Here is a 14,967-nt window from a genome sequence, read left to right as displayed (position 1 = left end):
GCCGCGGCGTTCGCCGAGGTCGGCGCGCCGGTGGAGGCCGCGCTCTCCCGCGCGCTCGCCGGGCGCGCGCTCGCCGCCGCGGGCGAGGCCGAGCGGGCGGCGGCGGAGCTCGAGCGCGCCGCGGAGGAGTTCGAGCGCTGCGAGGCCCTCGGCCATCGGGACGCCTGCGAGCGCGAGCTGCGACGGCTCGGCCGGCGCACCCGCTACCGGCGCACGCGGGCGGCGGGGGACGGGTCGCTGATCGGCTCGCTCACCGAGCGCGAGCTGCAGATCGCCCGCCTCGTCGTCGACCGGCGCACGAACGCCGAGATCGCCGCCGAGCTCTACCTGAGCACGAAGACGGTCGAGACCCACCTCCGCAACCTCTTCCACAAGCTCGGCGTGTCATCCCGGGTCGACGTCGCCCGCGCCGTCGAGCGCGCCGACCAGCTAGCCCGGTGAGTACGCGTAGATGGCGGTCACGGCCTCGTCGTCGAGTGTGAGGATCAGCAGGCGGTGCAGCTCGCCCGAGGGTTCGCGGAGCTCGATCGCCGGGTGGCCGTTGACCCACGTCGGCGTCGGGGCGTAGACCGCGCCGCACTTGTCGTCGAAGAAGGCGACGATCGCGCGCGCGCCGATCACAGCGGGCTGCGGCGGCATCGTCATCACGGCGTCCTCGCGGATCAGCTTGACCAGCGCGCTCATGTCCGCCCGTTCCCACGCGTCGACGTAGCGGCGCAGGAGCTCGCGCTGGAAGCCGCGGCCGGGGGCGACGCGGTGCGCGGGCGCCTCGGCCTCGATCGTCGCCCGCGCGCGCTGCAGCGCGCTGTTGACGGCGGTGTTCGTGGTGTCGAGCAGCTCGGACGTCTCGGCGGCGGACCAGCCGAGGACGTCGCGCAGGATCAGGACCGCGCGCTGGCGGCCGGGCAGGCGCTGGATCGCGGTCAGGAACGCGAGCTCCATGCCCTCGTGCAGGGCGTAGCGCGCGGCCGGATCGGCGATCGAGGTGTCAGCGTCCTGGAGCCGTGAGTCCGGGTACGGCTCGACCTCGCGGCGCGGGCGCTTCTCGAGCTCGTCGAGGCAGGCGTTGGTCGCGATCCGGTAGAGCCAGGTCTCGACCGACGAGCGCCGCTCGAAGCGACTGAACGCGCGCCACGCCCGCAGCAGGGTGTCCTGGGTGACGTCCTCGGCGTCGTGGATCGAGCCGAGCATGCGATAGCAGTGGACTTCCAGCGCGCGACGGTAGGGCGCGACCAGGGCGCGGAAGGCGCGCTCGTCCCCGGCCTGGGCTTGAGCGAGGAGCAGGGAGCTCATGAACGGTTAGACGGGCGGCGCGACCCAAACTCATCGGTGGATTCCGGGCGGCGCTCCCGTCTAACCGGACCATGACACAACGCTCCTGGGTCCTGGCGCTCGCCGCCGTGGCCTCCTTCATGGTCGCGCTCGACACCCTCGTCGTCTCGACCGCGTTGACCACCATCCGCCTTGACCTCAAGGCAAGCGTCGAACAGCTCGAATGGACGGTCAACGCCTACAACCTGAGCTTCGCGGTGCTGCTGATGACGGCGTCGGCGCTCGGGGACCGCTTCGGGCGGCGCCGCCTGTTCACCGCCGGCCTGGCGCTCTTCTCACTCGCGAGCGCGGCCTGCGCGCTCGCGCCGGACGCGGGCACGCTGATCGTCGCCCGCGCCATCCAGGGCATGGGCGCGGCGGCGGTCATGCCGCTCGCGCTGACCCTCGTCGGCGCCGCGTTCCCGCCCGAGAAGCGCGGGTCGGCGATGGGCGCGCTGCAGGGCCTGACCGGGCTGGCGGTCGCGTCCGGTCCCGTGATCGGCGGGGCCGTCGCCCAAGGCCTCGCCTGGCAGTGGATCTTCTGGATCAATGTGCCGATCGGCCTGCTCGCGATCCCGCTCGTCCTGCTCCGGATCCCCGAGTCGCGCGGCAGCGACGACGCGCTCGACTTCCCCGGCCTGGCACTGATCACCGGCGCCGGATTCGGCATCGTGTGGGGGCTGGTGCGCGGCAACGGCGCCGGGTGGGGCAGCGCCGAGGTGGTCGCCTCGATCGCCGCGGGCGTTGTCCTGCTCGCCGCGTTCGTCGGCTGGGAGCGGCGCGCCACCACGCCGATGCTCCCGCCCTCGCTGTTCCGCGAGCGGGCCTTCAGCGCGGGCAACGGCGCGAGCTTCCTGATGATCGCGGCGCTGTTCAGCGCGGTCTTCTTCCTCGCCCAGTACCTGCAGACCGTGCTCGGGCTCGGGCCGCTCGGCGCCGGGCTGCGGCTGTTGCCGTGGACGGCGACGCTGTTCTTCGTCGCGCCGGTGGCGGGGACGCTCGTCGACCGCTACGGCCCGCGCCGGTTCATGGGCGCCGGGCTCGCGCTGCAGGCGATCGGGTTCTCGTGGGTCGCGCTCGTCTCGGACAACGCGAGCTACGTGCAGATGATCCCGCCGCTGATGATTGCGGGCGCGGGTGTCTCGATGGCGATCCCGGCGACGATCAGCTCCGCGGTCAACGCGGTGTCCGCCGAGCACGTGGGCAAGGCCGCGGGCGTCAATAGCACCCTGCGCGAGCTCGGCGGCGTGTTCGGGATCGCGATCACCGTCGCGGTGTTCGCGGGAGCGGGCGGGTACACGTCGTTCGCGGACGGGTTCCAGCGCGCCCTGCTGGTCGCCTCGGCGTTCTCCCTCGCCGGCGCCCTGTGCGCGGCGGCGCTGCCGGCGCGCAGCCGTGCGACACGGTCGGCGCCGCTCGCGGAGGGCTCGGCGGCCGTTTAGTGGGACGAACGTCAACTGCTCCGGGTGGGGAGGGGGCCGCTTCTTGGTGCCACCCGTTCCTGGCTGCCGTGATCTCGCTTGGTGGCCGGGCTCCCCACCTCGCGCGTGGTCGAGACTGACCGTCAAGGTACGGGCCACGGAGACAGAAAGTGCGTTCTCACGCGCGCCGATCCACGGGCCGCGAGGGGGTGTGTAACCAGAGCTGCCTCGCAGGCAGCTCTCGTTCCGCACCCCCACCCGCGCGCCAACTCGACCAGTGCGACTCTGATCGAAACCCGCGCTCAGACCCTCAAACGCGCACCGTCAACCACGGCGGCCAACCCGGCGCAGCGCCTCGCGTTCCGCCTCACTCGACGAGAGCTCAATCGCGACCTGCCGTGCTGCCTCCGCCCCCGCCACGTCGCCCGCGCGGCGCAACAGCTCCGCGCGGGCGGCGTGCAGCGGCTGGTAGCGGGCGAGCCGGGGGTCGTCGGGCAGCGCGGCCAGGCCCGCCTCCGGCCCTGCGGCGAAGCCGATCGCCACGGCCCGGTTGACTGTGACCACCGGCGAGCGATCGTGACGCGCCAGCTCGCCGTAGAGCCCGGCGATCTGGGCCCAATCGGTGTCGGCGAACGCCGGCGCCTGGTCGTGCAACGCGGCGATCGCCGCCTGGATCGCGTACGCGCTCGGCCGCGGCAGCCGCAGCGCGCGCTCCAGCACGGCGACGCCCTCGGCGATCGCCGCTCCGTCCCAGAGCGAGCGGTCCTGCTCGATCAGGGACACGAGCCCGCGCTCGTCCACCCGCGCCGCGGACCGCGCATCGGTCAGGAGCAGCAGCGCCAGCAGGCCGTGGGCCTCGGCCTCGTCGGGCATCAGCCGCACGAGCAGGCGGGCGAGGCGCAGCGCCTCGGTCCGTAGCTCGGCGCGCGTTGCCGCGTGGCCCTCGTTGAACACCAGATAGACGACCCGCAACACGCCCGCGAGGCGCTCCGGCAGCACATCGTCGGCCGGCACCCGGAACGGGATCCGCGCGTCGGTGACCTTGTCGCGCGCCCGCGTCAGCCGCCGCTCCATCGCGCTGTCGGTGGAGAGGAAGGCGCGCGCGATCTCGGGCACGGTCAGCCCGGCGACGCTGCGCAGGGTGAGCGCCATCCGCGCCTCGGGCGCCAGCGCCGGGTGGCAGCAGGTGAAGAGCATCCGCAGCTGGTCGTCGTCCAGCGCGGAGGCGTCGAAGTCGAATTCGTCGTGGTGCACGTCGGCCACCAGCTCGGGGGCGTACGCGGCGACGACCTTCTCGTGGCGGAGCCGGTCCAGCGCCTTGCGCCACGCGGCGGTCGTCAGCCACGCGCCGGGTCGCTCCGGCACGCCGCGGCGGTCCCACTCGATCGCCGCGGCGACGAACGCGTCCTGGACGGCGTCCTCGGCGAGCGCCAGGTTGCCGTCCAGGCGGCGCGTGATCGTCGCCAGAACCGTCGCGCGCTCGTCGCGGAACGCCCGCTCGAGCGAGCTCGCGCTCACCGCAGCTCGAGCCCGACCATCGCCGTGATGGTCACCGAGCCGTACGCCGTGGCCGGCAGCCTGCGCGCGATGGCGATCGCGGCGTCGAGGTCCTCGACGTCGAGCATGTAGAAGGAGAACAGGATCTCCTTGGTCTCGGCGTACGGCCCGTCGGTGATCACGGCCTCGCCGTCGCGGGAGCGGACGGTCGTCGCCGTCTCGGGCTTGAGCCCGCTCGCCCCGAGCACCTGGCCCGACTCGCGCAGCTCGCGGTTGATCGCGCCCCAGACCTCCATCTCGGCGTCATAGGCGGGCGTGCCCTCCTCCGGGCCCTCGCCGTCGCGGTACGTCATCGTCAGCAGGTACTGCATGGTCATCGTCCTCCGTCAGGGTTGGTTTCAGTGCGACGACGCGCCGGGCCTCCGGGACCCGACACACCCGTCCCGAGTTGGCGCGTCGGCGCTCCATGTAGGTTGTCGCGAATGCGCCTCGACCACGTGATCTACGGCACCGCGGACCTCGACGTCGCCCAGCGGCGGATCGAGCAGGAGCTCGGTCTGGAGGTCCGGCCCGGCGGGCGTCACGTCGGGCAGGGTTCGCACAACCGCATCGTCCCGCTCGGGGGCGGCTACCTCGAGCTGATGGCGATCCACGATCGCGAGGAAGCGGCGGGGAACCCGTTCGGGGAAGTGCTGCTCGACGTGCTCGAGGTCGAAGGCCTGGTCGGCTACGCCGTGCAGGTCGACGACATCCACGCGGTCGCGGAGCGTAACGGCACGCCGCTGTTGACCGTCAAACGCGACACGCTCGAGGCGTACGTGACCGGCGTCGTCGAGGCGCTGCGCGAGCCGACCCTGCCGTTCTTCATCGGCGCCAACCGCACCGGGCCGCGGCCCGGCGCCGAGGGCGGCGCGGGAGGCCTCACGTGGGTCGAGGTCGCCGGCGACGCCGAGCGCCTGCGCGCGTGGCTCGGCGGCGAGGAGCTGCCGATCCGCGTCGTCGAGGGCGAGCCCGCCGTGCGCGCGATCGGGATCGGCGAGCGCGAGTTCCGCCCCTAACCGCGTCTTCGACGGCCGGCCTAGCCCAATCCGTTGGTGCCCGCCACGGAGGAACGAAAGTGCGGCCCCCGCACGCCCTGTCCCAGTCGCCATGGTTGACCGCGCGCGTTTGGCGGCCGGTTCGCGCGTTTCGATCAGGTTCGCACTGGTCGAGTTGGCGCGTCGATGGGGGTGCTTCACGTTTGTGCCCACAGGGGGAACGTTTGTGCAGCACCCCCTCGCGACCGGTGGTGGTTTGCTCGGTCGTGGCGGCGGACGGCGGCAGGCAGACCCGGAGGGCGCCCTCCCCCACCCGGCGCAGTTGACTTTCGTCCCACAGCTAGCTGACCCTCGTCGCCGCCGAAACGGCGTTCACCGCGCCGGGTGTGCGGACGGTGATCTCGCCCTTGACCGGCGCGTGGCGGCGCAGGGAGCGCAGCTTCGCCCCCGTGGCGCGGAGGGTGATGGTGCGCGGGACGTAGGGCGCGAGCGTGACGGTGCGGGCGAGCTTGACCAGATGCCCGCGCACGGTGAACGCCACCGTCACGCGCGCGGGGCCTGGGCGGACGGCGCTCAGGCGCACCTTGATCCCGCGGCTGAGCGACTGTGCCTTGGCCGTCACGACCGCGAAGGGCGCGGCGGGTGCGAAGGCAAGCGCGGTCGAGTTGTCTCCCGGCGCGAGGTCCTCGCCCTCGGCGCGGGCGGTGATCGTCGCGGTGGTGGCGTCCGGATCCTCGGCGTGGACCGAGAACACGCGCGTTTCGCCTGGGGCGAGCGGCGGTGACACGCAGCGCGCCCCGGCGCTGCTCGGCAAGCACCCGCCCTCCCAGCGCGCGCCCGCGAGCCAGGAGGTGTCGAGCGAGGGCAGGTCGGCCGTGAGCGCGCCGGCGTTGGTCAGGGTCACGTCGAGCCGCAGGCGGCCGTCGGGCTCGCGCGTGGGCAGCGCGCTGACGCGCAGGTCGGTGCGGTCCTCGGTCAGATCGCCGCGCAGGTCTCCGTCGACGTCCGGCTCAGAGGTCCACGCCAGCGCGAGCTGGGCGCCGCGATCGCGGAGGTCCGGCTGGCCCGCGCGCTGGATGTCCAGCCAGGACGTCTCGCACGGATCGCTGGCGCGGTCGATCTGCGGCCGGCACGCCTCGCGGGTCACGATCGCGTGCTCCCCGGTCTCCTGCACCAGGCCGAGCGGTAGCGCCAGGCGCACGCGGGGCGCGGGGAACGTGTAGGTCCCGGGCGTCGACGGAAGGTCGACCGGGTCGTACGCGACCCCACCGACCACCGGCCCCACGACACCTGCGCGGCCGCCGGGTCCGACCGTGACCGTCCAGTTCATCACCACTCGCGAGGACGAGTCGTACGGCGCCGCAGGCACGGCGCCAACCATCGCGACGGTTTCGGTCTTGGTGCTGGTCAGCGTCGCCGGCCCGCTCGGGGTGCGCTCCAGCCCGGCGCCCACTGGGAAGGCGGCGAGCGTGGCACCCACGGCGATCGCCGACAGCGCGCTCATCACAGCACCGTGGTCTTCGCCGTGACGGGCGTCTTGCCGCTGATCGTGCGCACCGTGATCTCGGCGCTCAGCGGGCCCTTCGCGGCCGCGCGCCGGAGCGAGCGCAGCTTCGCACCCGTCGCCCTCACCGTGACCGGCCGCGCCGTGTATGGCTTCAACGTGACGATCCTGGCGACCTTGACCGCGCGGCCGCGCACCGTGAATGCCACCGTCACGCGCGCCCGCCCGGCACGAACGCCGCGTACCTGGACCTTGACGCCCTTGCCGAGTCGCTGCCGGTCGGCGGCTGCGAGGTCGAACGCGGGCGCGGCGAGGAACGCGGCACCCGACGTGTTGTCGAGCGGCACGAGATCCGGCCCTTCCGACGCGATCGTGAACGTCGCCCCGACGGCCTCCGGCGCGTCGGCGCGGAAGACGAACACGCGCGTCTCACCCGCCGCCAGCGCCGGCGTCACGCACGTCGGATAGCCGACGATCGGGGTGCAACTGCCCTCCCAGCGCCCGCCGGCGAGAACCGGCGCGGTGAGCACCGGCCGGTCGGCGCTGAGCGGACCGGCGTTGGTGACGGTGACTTCGATCCGCAAGCGGCCGTCGACCTCGCGCGCCGGAGCGCTGGAGATCCGCAGGTCGGTCCGGTCCTCGGTCGTGTCGCCGACGAGGTCCTGATCGAGGTCGGGCTCATAGACGCCCTCCATCGCGAGCTTCGCGCCCTTGCGAACCTCCGACGGGGCGCCCTCGCCACCGGGCGGGTTGAAGACGTTCACGCGCGTGTTCTCGCACGGGTCGCCGCCGGGAAAGGCCGACGGGACGCACGTGCTCTGCTGCAAGATCGCGTGCCCACCGGTCTCCTGGTCGAGGCCGATCTGGCTGCCTCGATAGTCCCAGCGGATGTGCGGCGCCGGAAACGTGTAGGTCCCGGGCTCGGCAGGGATCTGCACCGGGTCGCCGACCGCGTTCGCGTCGCGATAGCGCGCACGGACGCGCACCGTCCCCGCGCTGCCGCCGGCGCCGACCTCGATCCGCGCGGCGACCAGGACCTCAGGCGGGCGGCCTTCCAGCGTGACTGGGCCGGTCCACTGGGAAAGCAGCGTCGCCGGACCGGCCGGCGTGAGCTCAGCCGCACCGGCCGTGGCAGGTGCGGCAGCGGCGGTCAGGCCGACCACCGCGATGAGCGACGTTCTCATCATGGCGCGCCAAACCTAGCCGCGCCCTAACGCAATCGGACCTGTTTAGGCGGCGGTCTGTCGGTGCGCGAACTGCTCACGCAGCGTTTTCTTGGAGAACTTGCCCACTGAGGTCTTCGGAACCTCGTCGATGATCTCCAAATCGTTCGGGATCCACCACTTCGGCACGCGCTCGGCGAGGAACGCCTTCAGCTCGTCCAGCGTGATCTCCGCGTCGCCCTCGGGGACGACGCAGGCGAGCGGGCGCTCGCTCCACTTCTCGTCGGGAATCCCGATCACCGCGGCCTCGGCCACCTTCGGGTGCGCCATGATCGCGTTCTCGAGCTCGACGCTGGAGATCCATTCGCCGCCGGACTTGACGAGGTCCTTCGTGCGGTCCACCAGCCGGACGTAGCCGTTGGAGCTGATCGTCGCGACGTCCCCGGTCCGCAGCCAGCCGTCCGCGGTGAAGGACTCCGACGAGCGCTCGTCGTTGTAATAGCCGGCCGCGATCCACGGGCCGCGCGCCTGCAGCTCGCCGCGCGCCTCGCCGTCCCAGGGCAGCTCGTCGTCGGTTCCGGGCTCGACGATCCGCAGGTCCACCAGCGGGATCGCGAGGCCCTGCGCCGCGCGCAGGTCGGCGAGCTCCTCGTCGGAGCGGTCCGCCAGCGTCGACTTCACCCGCCCGGTGGTCGCCACCGGCGACGTCTCGGTCATCCCCCAGGCCTGCAGGATCGGCAGCCCGACCTGCTCCCGGTAGGCCTCGCTCAAAGACTTCGGCACCGCCGACCCGCCGCAGAGGATCTCGCGCAGCGACGACAGGTCGCGGCCCTCGAGCTCGGGCAACACGCCCATCCAGATCGTCGGCACGCCCGCCGCCAGCGTGACCTTCTCGGCCTCCATCAGCGAGGCGATCGCCTTCGGCTGCATGTTCGACCCCGGCATCGCGAGCGCTGAACCGGCCATCACCGCCGCCTGGCACAGGCCCCACGCGTTGGCGTGGAACATCGGCACCACCGGCATGATCGTGTCGCGCTCGCTGACGCCCGCGGCGTCGGCCACGAGCGAGCCCATCGAGTGCAGGACGGTCGAGCGGTGCGAGTAGACGACGCCCTTCGGGTGGCCGGTCGTACCGCTCGTGTAACACATCGCCGCGGCCTGGTTCTCGTCCTCGATCACCGGGAACTCAACCGGATCGGCCTTGGCGAGGAGATCCTCGTAGTCGTGGACCCGCGGATCGTCGGGCACCTCGTTGTCGCCCCCGTCGTCCATCACCACGACGTGCTTGACGGTCTCGAAGCGATCGACCAGCGGCCAGAAGGCCTTCAGCAGCGATCGGTCGACGAAGACGATCTCGTCCTCGGCGTGATCGGCGATGTAGACGACGTCGTCCGGGAAGAGCCGAATATTCAGGGTGTGCAGAACGCGCCCGCTACAGGGAGCCGCGAAGTAGAGCTCGAGATGGCGCGCCGTGTTCCACGCGAAGGTGCCGACGCGGGCGTCCGCGGAGATCTCCAGCGCGTCCAGGACCCCTGCCAGGCGGCGCGTGCGCTCCGCCCACTCCCCGTAGGTGACGCGCACGATCCCGTCGCCCTGGACCGTCGCGATCTCCTTCTCCGGGAAGAGTCGCTCGGCACGCCGGAAGACGTGGGTGAGCGTCAGCGGATAGGACTGCATCAAACCCTGCATCGCGGCTCTCTCCTTGCACTCAGATCGGGCAAGCGTACCCACGATCCTCGTCCTTCGGGCGTGTTTGGGCGCGGCCGCAGCGAGCACACTGAAGGAGCCGTGCAGGACGCCGATCACACGGGCTGGATGCCCCGCTTCGTCCTGTTGCTCGTCCTTCTCGTCCTTGCCGGCTGCGGGAGCGACGCCGTGAAGCCGCTGGCCCGGATCCCGAGGCCGTCGCCCGCGCCGCCGGGCTCGCCGCTGGATTCGCTGCCGCCCAAGGACAACGCGATCCCGGCGTTCCGGCAGCAGCAGTACGAGCAGTGGCTGCGCGCGGAGATCGCGAGGACCCGCAAGTCGCCGACGGTCGAGGCCTCGCTGCGCGTCGCGCAGCTGACGGGCCACATCTCACCCGGCCTGGAGGCGAGCCTGCGCAAGGACTGGGCGAACGCCAACACGACCGTCGCAAAGCTGACCGGCGTGCGCCACGACGAGCTGGCGTACGTGATCGCCACGATCCGCACGCTCGCCGCCGCGCACATGCTCACGGTCGACCGGCTGCGGCCGACCTTCCTGATCCTGCGCACCAACACCCACTTCTGGGCCACCGCGCCGATGCCCGCGGCGGGCTTCCGGACGAGCCCCGACGCCGACCCCGCGGTCTTCCAGTACTACCCCGGCCACGGGCTGCAGCTGCAGCCGCTGGCCAGCTGGGGCCGGGCGAACGCGATTGCCGGCGCCTGCCTGGCGGCGCTGCGCAGCCACACCAAGCGGGACCGGTGCCGCCCGGGCGCGATGGCCAAGTCGCTGGACCGGCTGTCCGCGCTCGGCGCGCAGCGCAGCGGGTATCTCGCGTTCGAGTACTACTTCGCGTACGGGACCGGTTCGCCGCCGTGGGTGAGCGGGATGACGCAGGCGACCGCGATCCAGGCGCTCTCGCGCGGCTACCGCGCGATGGGGAAGGAGCGCTGGCGGCGCGCCGCGCTCAGCGCCCTCGGCGCGTTCGAGAAGGGGCCGCCGAACGGGATCTCGGTGCGCGCGCCCGGCGGCCACCACTACCTCCTGTACTCCTTCGCGCCCGGCCATCTGGTCTTCAACGGCGGCCTGCAGGCGGTCATCGGCCTGCGCGACGCCGCCGCGCTGCTGCACTCCAAGCGCGCCGAGAAGCTGTTCGCGACCGGCGAGCGGGCGACGCGGCGCGAGGTCGCCGAATACGACACGGGCGCCTGGTCGCTGTACTCCGAGCACGGCGCCGAGGCGACGCTCAACTACCACTCGCTGATCGCCGGCTTCTTGGCGAACCTCTGCGACCGCGTCCACCGGCGGGTCTACTGCAGCGCCGGCAAGCGGTTCAAGCGCTACGAGCACGAGCCGACGAAGATCGACCTCACGCCGTTGCACAAGGTGCGCTGGGACCGCACGAGCACGATCCGGTTCTCGATCTCGAAGATCTCGACCGTCAAGGTCCGGATCTGGGGCACGCGCGGGATGAGCCTGTCGCGTGACCTGAAGGTCTCGCGCGGCGTGCAGACGCTCTCCTGGCGTCCGCCCGGCCGCGGCCGCTACACGCTGCGGATCACCGCCCAGGGCCCGAGCGGACCGCTCGGCGTCGAGCAGCGCGCGATCCGCGTGACGCTGCCCAAGCCGAAGCCGAAGAAGAAAAAGAAGGTGGAGCCGCGGTCGCGGAAGAGGGAGCGCGACCGCGGCTCCGATGCGGCATCCGGCCGCAAGCCTTAGAGAGCGATGGAGGGGCGTTGCATGAGAGCCGGAACGCTCGTTGAGGCGTGAACTTGCGGTGACGTGCGAGACTTGCGCTCGATGGCCGCAACCGCCACCGAGCGCGACGACGTCCAGCCCGTCGCCAACGAGAATCTCGACCGGTTCCTCACCGGGACGATCACAGTGCTCCCAATTCTTGCCCTCGGCCTCGTGGCCTGGCAGGTCTGGTCCGAGCTATTGGGTTGGAGCGACCTGATCGTGTTCGCGATCATGTACGTCGCGACCGGCCTGGGCATCACCGTCGGGTTCCACCGGCTCTTCACGCACCGCGCGTTCAAGACCGGCAAGGCCGTGCGCGCGATCCTCGCCGCGCTGGGCTCTGCCGCGATCGAGGGCCCGGTCATCTCCTGGGTCGCCGACCACCGCAAGCACCACGCGTACTCGGACCGCCCGGGTGATCCGCACTCGCCGCACGTGGACCACGGGCACGGCGTCAAGGGCGCGCTGCGCGGGCTGCTGCACGCGCACGTGGGCTGGCTGTTCATCCACACCGAGCGCGGGCTGAAGACACGCTACGCGCCGGATCTGATCGCCGATCCGATCGTCAACTTCATCAGCCGCACGTTCGTCGTGTGGGTGCTGGCCGGCCTCGCCGTGCCGTTCCTGCTCGGGTGGGCGATCGGCGGCACGGTCGCCGAGGGCCTCACCGGCCTGCTGTGGGGCGGCGCCGTGCGGATGCTGGTCCTGCACCACTCGACCTACAGCATCAACTCGCTCTGCCACTTCTTCGGCAAGCGGACCTTCAACACCAACGACGAGTCGCGCAACCTCGGGTGGCTCTCGTTCTTCACGTTCGGGGAGGCCTGGCACAACAGCCATCACGCCTTCCCGACTTCAGCCCGCCACGGTCTGAAGCGCTGGCAGTTCGACCCCTCCGCGTGGGTCATCTGGGCGCTCGAGAAGACCGGTCTGGCGTGGGACGTCGTGCGCATCGCTCCCGAGCGCCAGGCCGCCAAGCTCGTGACGTGAGCGGCACGCGCGAGCTCAGCTCCGCGCTTGCCCAGGCTCTGCCGGACCGCCCGTTCGCGTTGGAGCTCTGGGACGGCACGTCGCTGCCCGCCACCAATGGCGGAGGCGGACCCACGTTCCGCATCACCTCACCCGAGGCGTTCGGCCACGTGCTGCGCGCGCCCGGGCAGCTCGGTCTCGGCCGCGCCTACGTGAGCGGCGGCATCGACGTCGACGACATCGACGAGGCGCTGGCGCTGATCGCGAAGTGGTCGCCGCCGCCGATCGAGAACCGCGCGAAGCTCGACATCGCCCTGGCGGCGGTGAAGGCGGGCGCGCTGCGGCACGTCCCGAAGGTTCCCGAGATGGAGCTGCGCCCGAAGGGCAAGCGCCACTCGATCCTGCGCGACAAGCGCGCGGTCACGCACCACTACAGCCTCTCCAACGAGTACTTCTCGCTCTTCCTGGACGAGTCGATGACGTACTCGTGCGCGGTCTTCTCGCGCGGCGCGACGACCCTCGAAGAGGCGCAGCGGACGAAGCTCGACCTGGTCTGCACCAAGCTCGCGCTGCAGCCGGGCGAGCGGGTGCTGGACGTCGGCTGCGGCTGGGGCGCGTTCGCCCTGCACGCCGCCCGCGAGTTCGGCGTCCACGTCACCGGGATCACGTTGTCAGAGCCCCAGGCGGAGCTCGCCCGCGAGCGCGCCGCGGCGGCCGGCCTGGCCGACAAGATCGACATCCGCGTCATGGACTACCGCGAGATCGCGGGCGAGACGTTCGACGCGATCGCCTCGATCGGGATGGTCGAGCACGTCGGCTCGGCCAACATCGACCTGTACGCGGCGAAGCTCTACTCGCTGCTGCGGCCCGGCGGGCGGCTGCTCAACCACGGGATCGCGCGGCTGCGGGTCGGGGAGGCCGAGGCGGGTCCGTTCTCCGAGCGCTACGTGTTCCCGGACGCGGCGCCGCTGCACCTCTCGCGGATCCAGCTCGCGCTCGAGCGGGCCGGATTCCACTCGCGGCACATCGAGGACTTCCCGGACGACTACGCGCGGACGCTCCTGGAGTGGCAGAAGCGCTTCGAGTCCAATATCGAGCGGGCGCGGGAGCTCGGCGGCGACGAGCGGGTACGGGTCTGGCGGATCTACTTGCGGGTGTCGCGCCAGGGCTTCGAGAGCGGCTTCATCTCGGTGTATCAGGTCCGGGCCGTTCGCCCCGCCTGAGCAAGCGGTTGTACATCTCCATCAGGAAGTCGACCATCTCCGGGTCGGGCATCGGCCTTCCGTCGGCCTGCCGGCGCAGGATCTCGGCGCAGAGCCGCACATAGGCCTCGCCGAGCGCGCCGGTCAGCGTCCCGGCCACGGCGGCGTTGATCACGTTCCCGCCCGGCATCCGCGCCGAGAGCTCCCTGACGAGCTTCTTGCCCGCCCGCTCCATGCTGCCCTGGCCGATCGCGGCCTTCAGGAGGTCGCGCGCCTGGTGGTTGGAGAGCTCGATGCCGAAGATCGCGGTCACGCCCGCGAGCATCCCCAGCTGGATCGGGCGCAGCAGCATGGCGTCCGCCATCGGCACGGGCGCGGCCGCCGCCCCGGCCGCGGCGGCTGATGCGGCGACGACGACCGCCCGCGCCTGATCGACCTTCAGCTCGATGACTACACCCTGGGCGTTTACGAACGCCCGCCTCACCGCCTCGGGGAGGATGTCGTTCGTCAGCCGCACGAGCTCCTCCAGCCCGCGCGTCGGCAGGGTCTGCGCGCCGATCGTGCGAGGCTGCGCGAGCGTGCGGACCGGGTGGTTGCCGACCAGTGCGAGGTTCGCGTCGCGCACCGCCGCCGCGAGGCCGTCGGCGCGCTCCTCGTCGATCACCTGCGTGAACACGAGGATCACGGGGACCTCCTCGGCGAGCTCGCGCATGATCTCGACGTCGTAGTCCTCGACCCGCGTCTGGCCCGCGTCCATGCAGTACCAGAGCAGATGGATGTGCTCCTCGGGCGGGCCCTTGCGGTGCTTGGCGATCAGCCGCTTGTAGTCGCGGATGATCGTTCGCTTGGAGTCCCCCAGCTCGACGCCCTTGGTGTCGTAGAGCGTCACCGGCACGTCGGGGTCCTCGAAGCGCTGGACGACCTTGGTGACCGGCCGCCCGGTGGCCGTGGCGGCCAGCGGCTTGCGGAAGATCGCGTTGATCAGCGTGCTCTTGCCGACCCCGGTCTGGCCGATGACGAGGATGTTCGCGTGGCCGAGCTTCTCCGCCTCGCGCCGGCGGTCGCGCGAGAACAGCGCATCGTCGTCGAGGTCGGCGTCGTCGCGCTGCGGCGGCTCGAGCTCCGGCTTTCCGGCGTTGCGGTCGCGCACCGCTCCCCAGGCCCGGCCGAGGCGGTCGGCGACGTCCTCGCCGGTCCGTCCGGCCCAGTCCCTCGTGCCCCGCGCGATGCGCCCGGCCTGCTCTCGTCGGTCCTGTCTCGACATTGTTTAGTGCTGTTACCCCTGCAGTGTGCGGAGTGAGTCGCTGCTAACGTAGTTGCAACGGGTGGCATTCGGCTGCCCGCGAGGTTCGCGCGCTCTTGAGTCCCGCCATCCGGGCGGTTCGGGTTCAGCCAAGCCTCCCGAATCGTTTACGGCCGCTCTCAGCGCCGCCAAGG

13 protein-coding genes are annotated in these 14,967 nt (G+C 71.8%); 6 read left to right on the top strand and 7 right to left on the bottom strand.

The genetic code is table 11. The features are described 5' to 3' along the window. Positions 1-441, top strand: a 441-nt coding sequence (locus OM076_RS24285; protein WP_270042677.1) for a response regulator transcription factor, incomplete at its 5' end; no start/stop codon positions are given. Here the strand turns inward: OM076_RS24285 and OM076_RS24280 are convergent. Continuing rightward, positions 430-1,293, bottom strand: coding sequence for a sigma-70 family RNA polymerase sigma factor (locus OM076_RS24280; protein WP_270042676.1), 864 nt, complete (start codon positions 1,291-1,293; stop codon positions 430-432). The genes OM076_RS24285 and OM076_RS24280 overlap by 12 nt on opposite strands. 71 nt (positions 1,294-1,364) lie before the next feature. Here OM076_RS24280 and OM076_RS24275 point away from each other — a divergent pair, with 71 nt between their 5' ends. Beyond that, positions 1,365-2,753: an MFS transporter gene (locus OM076_RS24275; RefSeq protein ID WP_270042675.1), complete on the top strand. Its 1,389-nt coding sequence runs from the start codon at positions 1,365-1,367 to the stop codon at positions 2,751-2,753. A gap of 303 nt (positions 2,754-3,056) precedes the next feature. Here OM076_RS24275 and OM076_RS24270 read toward each other — a convergent pair whose 3' ends face one another. Together OM076_RS24270 and OM076_RS24265 are read right to left on the bottom strand one after the other, a co-directional pair. Further along, positions 3,057-4,250 (bottom strand): RNA polymerase sigma factor, encoded by a 1,194-nt coding sequence (locus OM076_RS24270; protein ID WP_270042674.1) that lies wholly within the window; start codon positions 4,248-4,250, stop codon positions 3,057-3,059. Next, the gene (locus tag OM076_RS24265) at positions 4,247-4,600 is read right to left on the bottom strand and encodes a YciI family protein (protein WP_270042673.1); all 354 of its coding nucleotides are present in this window, start codon (positions 4,598-4,600) and stop codon (positions 4,247-4,249) included. Before OM076_RS24265 ends, OM076_RS24270 begins: the two co-directional genes overlap by 4 nt. Positions 4,601-4,711: 111 nt before the next feature. On the opposite strand from OM076_RS24265, the gene OM076_RS24260 reads away from it, so the two are divergent. Continuing rightward, positions 4,712-5,287, top strand: a complete 576-nt coding sequence (locus tag OM076_RS24260) for a VOC family protein (protein WP_270042672.1) — start codon at positions 4,712-4,714, stop codon at positions 5,285-5,287. A 319-nt stretch (positions 5,288-5,606) separates the two neighbouring features. On the opposite strand, the gene OM076_RS24255 is transcribed toward OM076_RS24260, so the two are convergent. The 3 genes from OM076_RS24255 to OM076_RS24245 are packed head-to-tail and all read right to left on the bottom strand — an operon-like array spanning position 5,607 to position 9,622. Next, positions 5,607-6,770 (bottom strand): hypothetical protein, encoded by a 1,164-nt coding sequence (locus OM076_RS24255; protein ID WP_270042671.1) that lies wholly within the window; start codon positions 6,768-6,770, stop codon positions 5,607-5,609. After that, positions 6,770-7,957 carry a hypothetical protein gene (locus OM076_RS24250; RefSeq protein WP_270042670.1) on the bottom strand — a complete coding sequence of 396 codons (1,188 nt, stop codon included), beginning with the start codon at positions 7,955-7,957 and terminating at the stop codon, positions 6,770-6,772. Before OM076_RS24250 ends, OM076_RS24255 begins: the two co-directional genes overlap by 1 nt. Positions 7,958-7,999: 42 nt before the next feature. After that, positions 8,000-9,622 carry a long-chain fatty acid--CoA ligase gene (locus OM076_RS24245; protein WP_270042669.1) on the bottom strand — a complete coding sequence of 541 codons (1,623 nt, stop codon included), beginning with the start codon at positions 9,620-9,622 and terminating at the stop codon, positions 8,000-8,002. Positions 9,623-9,721: 99 nt separating this feature from the next. Between OM076_RS24245 and OM076_RS46290 the strand changes: the two genes are divergently transcribed. The 3 genes from OM076_RS46290 (at position 9,722) to OM076_RS24230 (ending at position 13,551) form a co-directional block, all read left to right on the top strand. Continuing rightward, positions 9,722-11,338 (top strand): D-glucuronyl C5-epimerase family protein, encoded by a 1,617-nt coding sequence (locus OM076_RS46290; protein WP_270042668.1) that lies wholly within the window; start codon positions 9,722-9,724, stop codon positions 11,336-11,338. 81 nt (positions 11,339-11,419) lie between these two features. Further along, positions 11,420-12,349 (top strand): acyl-CoA desaturase, encoded by a 930-nt coding sequence (locus OM076_RS24235; RefSeq protein WP_270042667.1) that lies wholly within the window; start codon positions 11,420-11,422, stop codon positions 12,347-12,349. Further along, a complete protein-coding gene (locus OM076_RS24230) occupies positions 12,346-13,551 on the top strand; it encodes an SAM-dependent methyltransferase (RefSeq protein WP_270042666.1) in 1,206 nt (401 codons plus the stop codon). The genes OM076_RS24235 and OM076_RS24230 overlap by 4 nt, the downstream gene beginning before the upstream one ends. Here the strand turns inward: OM076_RS24230 and OM076_RS24225 are convergent. Beyond that, positions 13,511-14,794 (bottom strand): GTPase, encoded by a 1,284-nt coding sequence (locus OM076_RS24225; protein WP_270042665.1) that lies wholly within the window; start codon positions 14,792-14,794, stop codon positions 13,511-13,513. The genes OM076_RS24230 and OM076_RS24225 overlap by 41 nt on opposite strands. Between the last annotated feature and the right edge of the window lie 173 nt (positions 14,795-14,967).

It is taken from the genome of Solirubrobacter ginsenosidimutans, from assembly GCF_027587205.1.
The sequence above is the reverse complement of the archived record's forward strand: the minus strand, read 5'-3'. Positions and strand labels throughout refer to the sequence as shown.

What these genes read in the sequence shown, in the direction of transcription:
- OM076_RS24280 (WP_270042676.1), bottom strand. Translation starts at nt 1,293, where the DNA reads ATGAGCTCCCTGCTCCTCGCTCAAGCCCAGGCCGGGGACGAGCGCGCC.
- OM076_RS24275 (WP_270042675.1), top strand. Translation starts at nt 1,365, where the DNA reads ATGACACAACGCTCCTGGGTCCTGGCGCTCGCCGCCGTGGCCTCCTTC.
- OM076_RS24265 (WP_270042673.1), bottom strand. Translation starts at nt 4,600, where the DNA reads ATGCAGTACCTGCTGACGATGACGTACCGCGACGGCGAGGGCCCGGAG.
- OM076_RS24260 (WP_270042672.1), top strand. Translation starts at nt 4,712, where the DNA reads ATGCGCCTCGACCACGTGATCTACGGCACCGCGGACCTCGACGTCGCC.
- OM076_RS24255 (WP_270042671.1), bottom strand. Translation starts at nt 6,770, where the DNA reads ATGAGCGCGCTGTCGGCGATCGCCGTGGGTGCCACGCTCGCCGCCTTC.
- OM076_RS24250 (WP_270042670.1), bottom strand. Translation starts at nt 7,957, where the DNA reads ATGATGAGAACGTCGCTCATCGCGGTGGTCGGCCTGACCGCCGCTGCC.
- OM076_RS24245 (WP_270042669.1), bottom strand. Translation starts at nt 9,622, where the DNA reads ATGCAGGGTTTGATGCAGTCCTATCCGCTGACGCTCACCCACGTCTTC.
- OM076_RS24235 (WP_270042667.1), top strand. Translation starts at nt 11,420, where the DNA reads ATGGCCGCAACCGCCACCGAGCGCGACGACGTCCAGCCCGTCGCCAAC.
- OM076_RS24225 (WP_270042665.1), bottom strand. Translation starts at nt 14,794, where the DNA reads ATGTCGAGACAGGACCGACGAGAGCAGGCCGGGCGCATCGCGCGGGGC.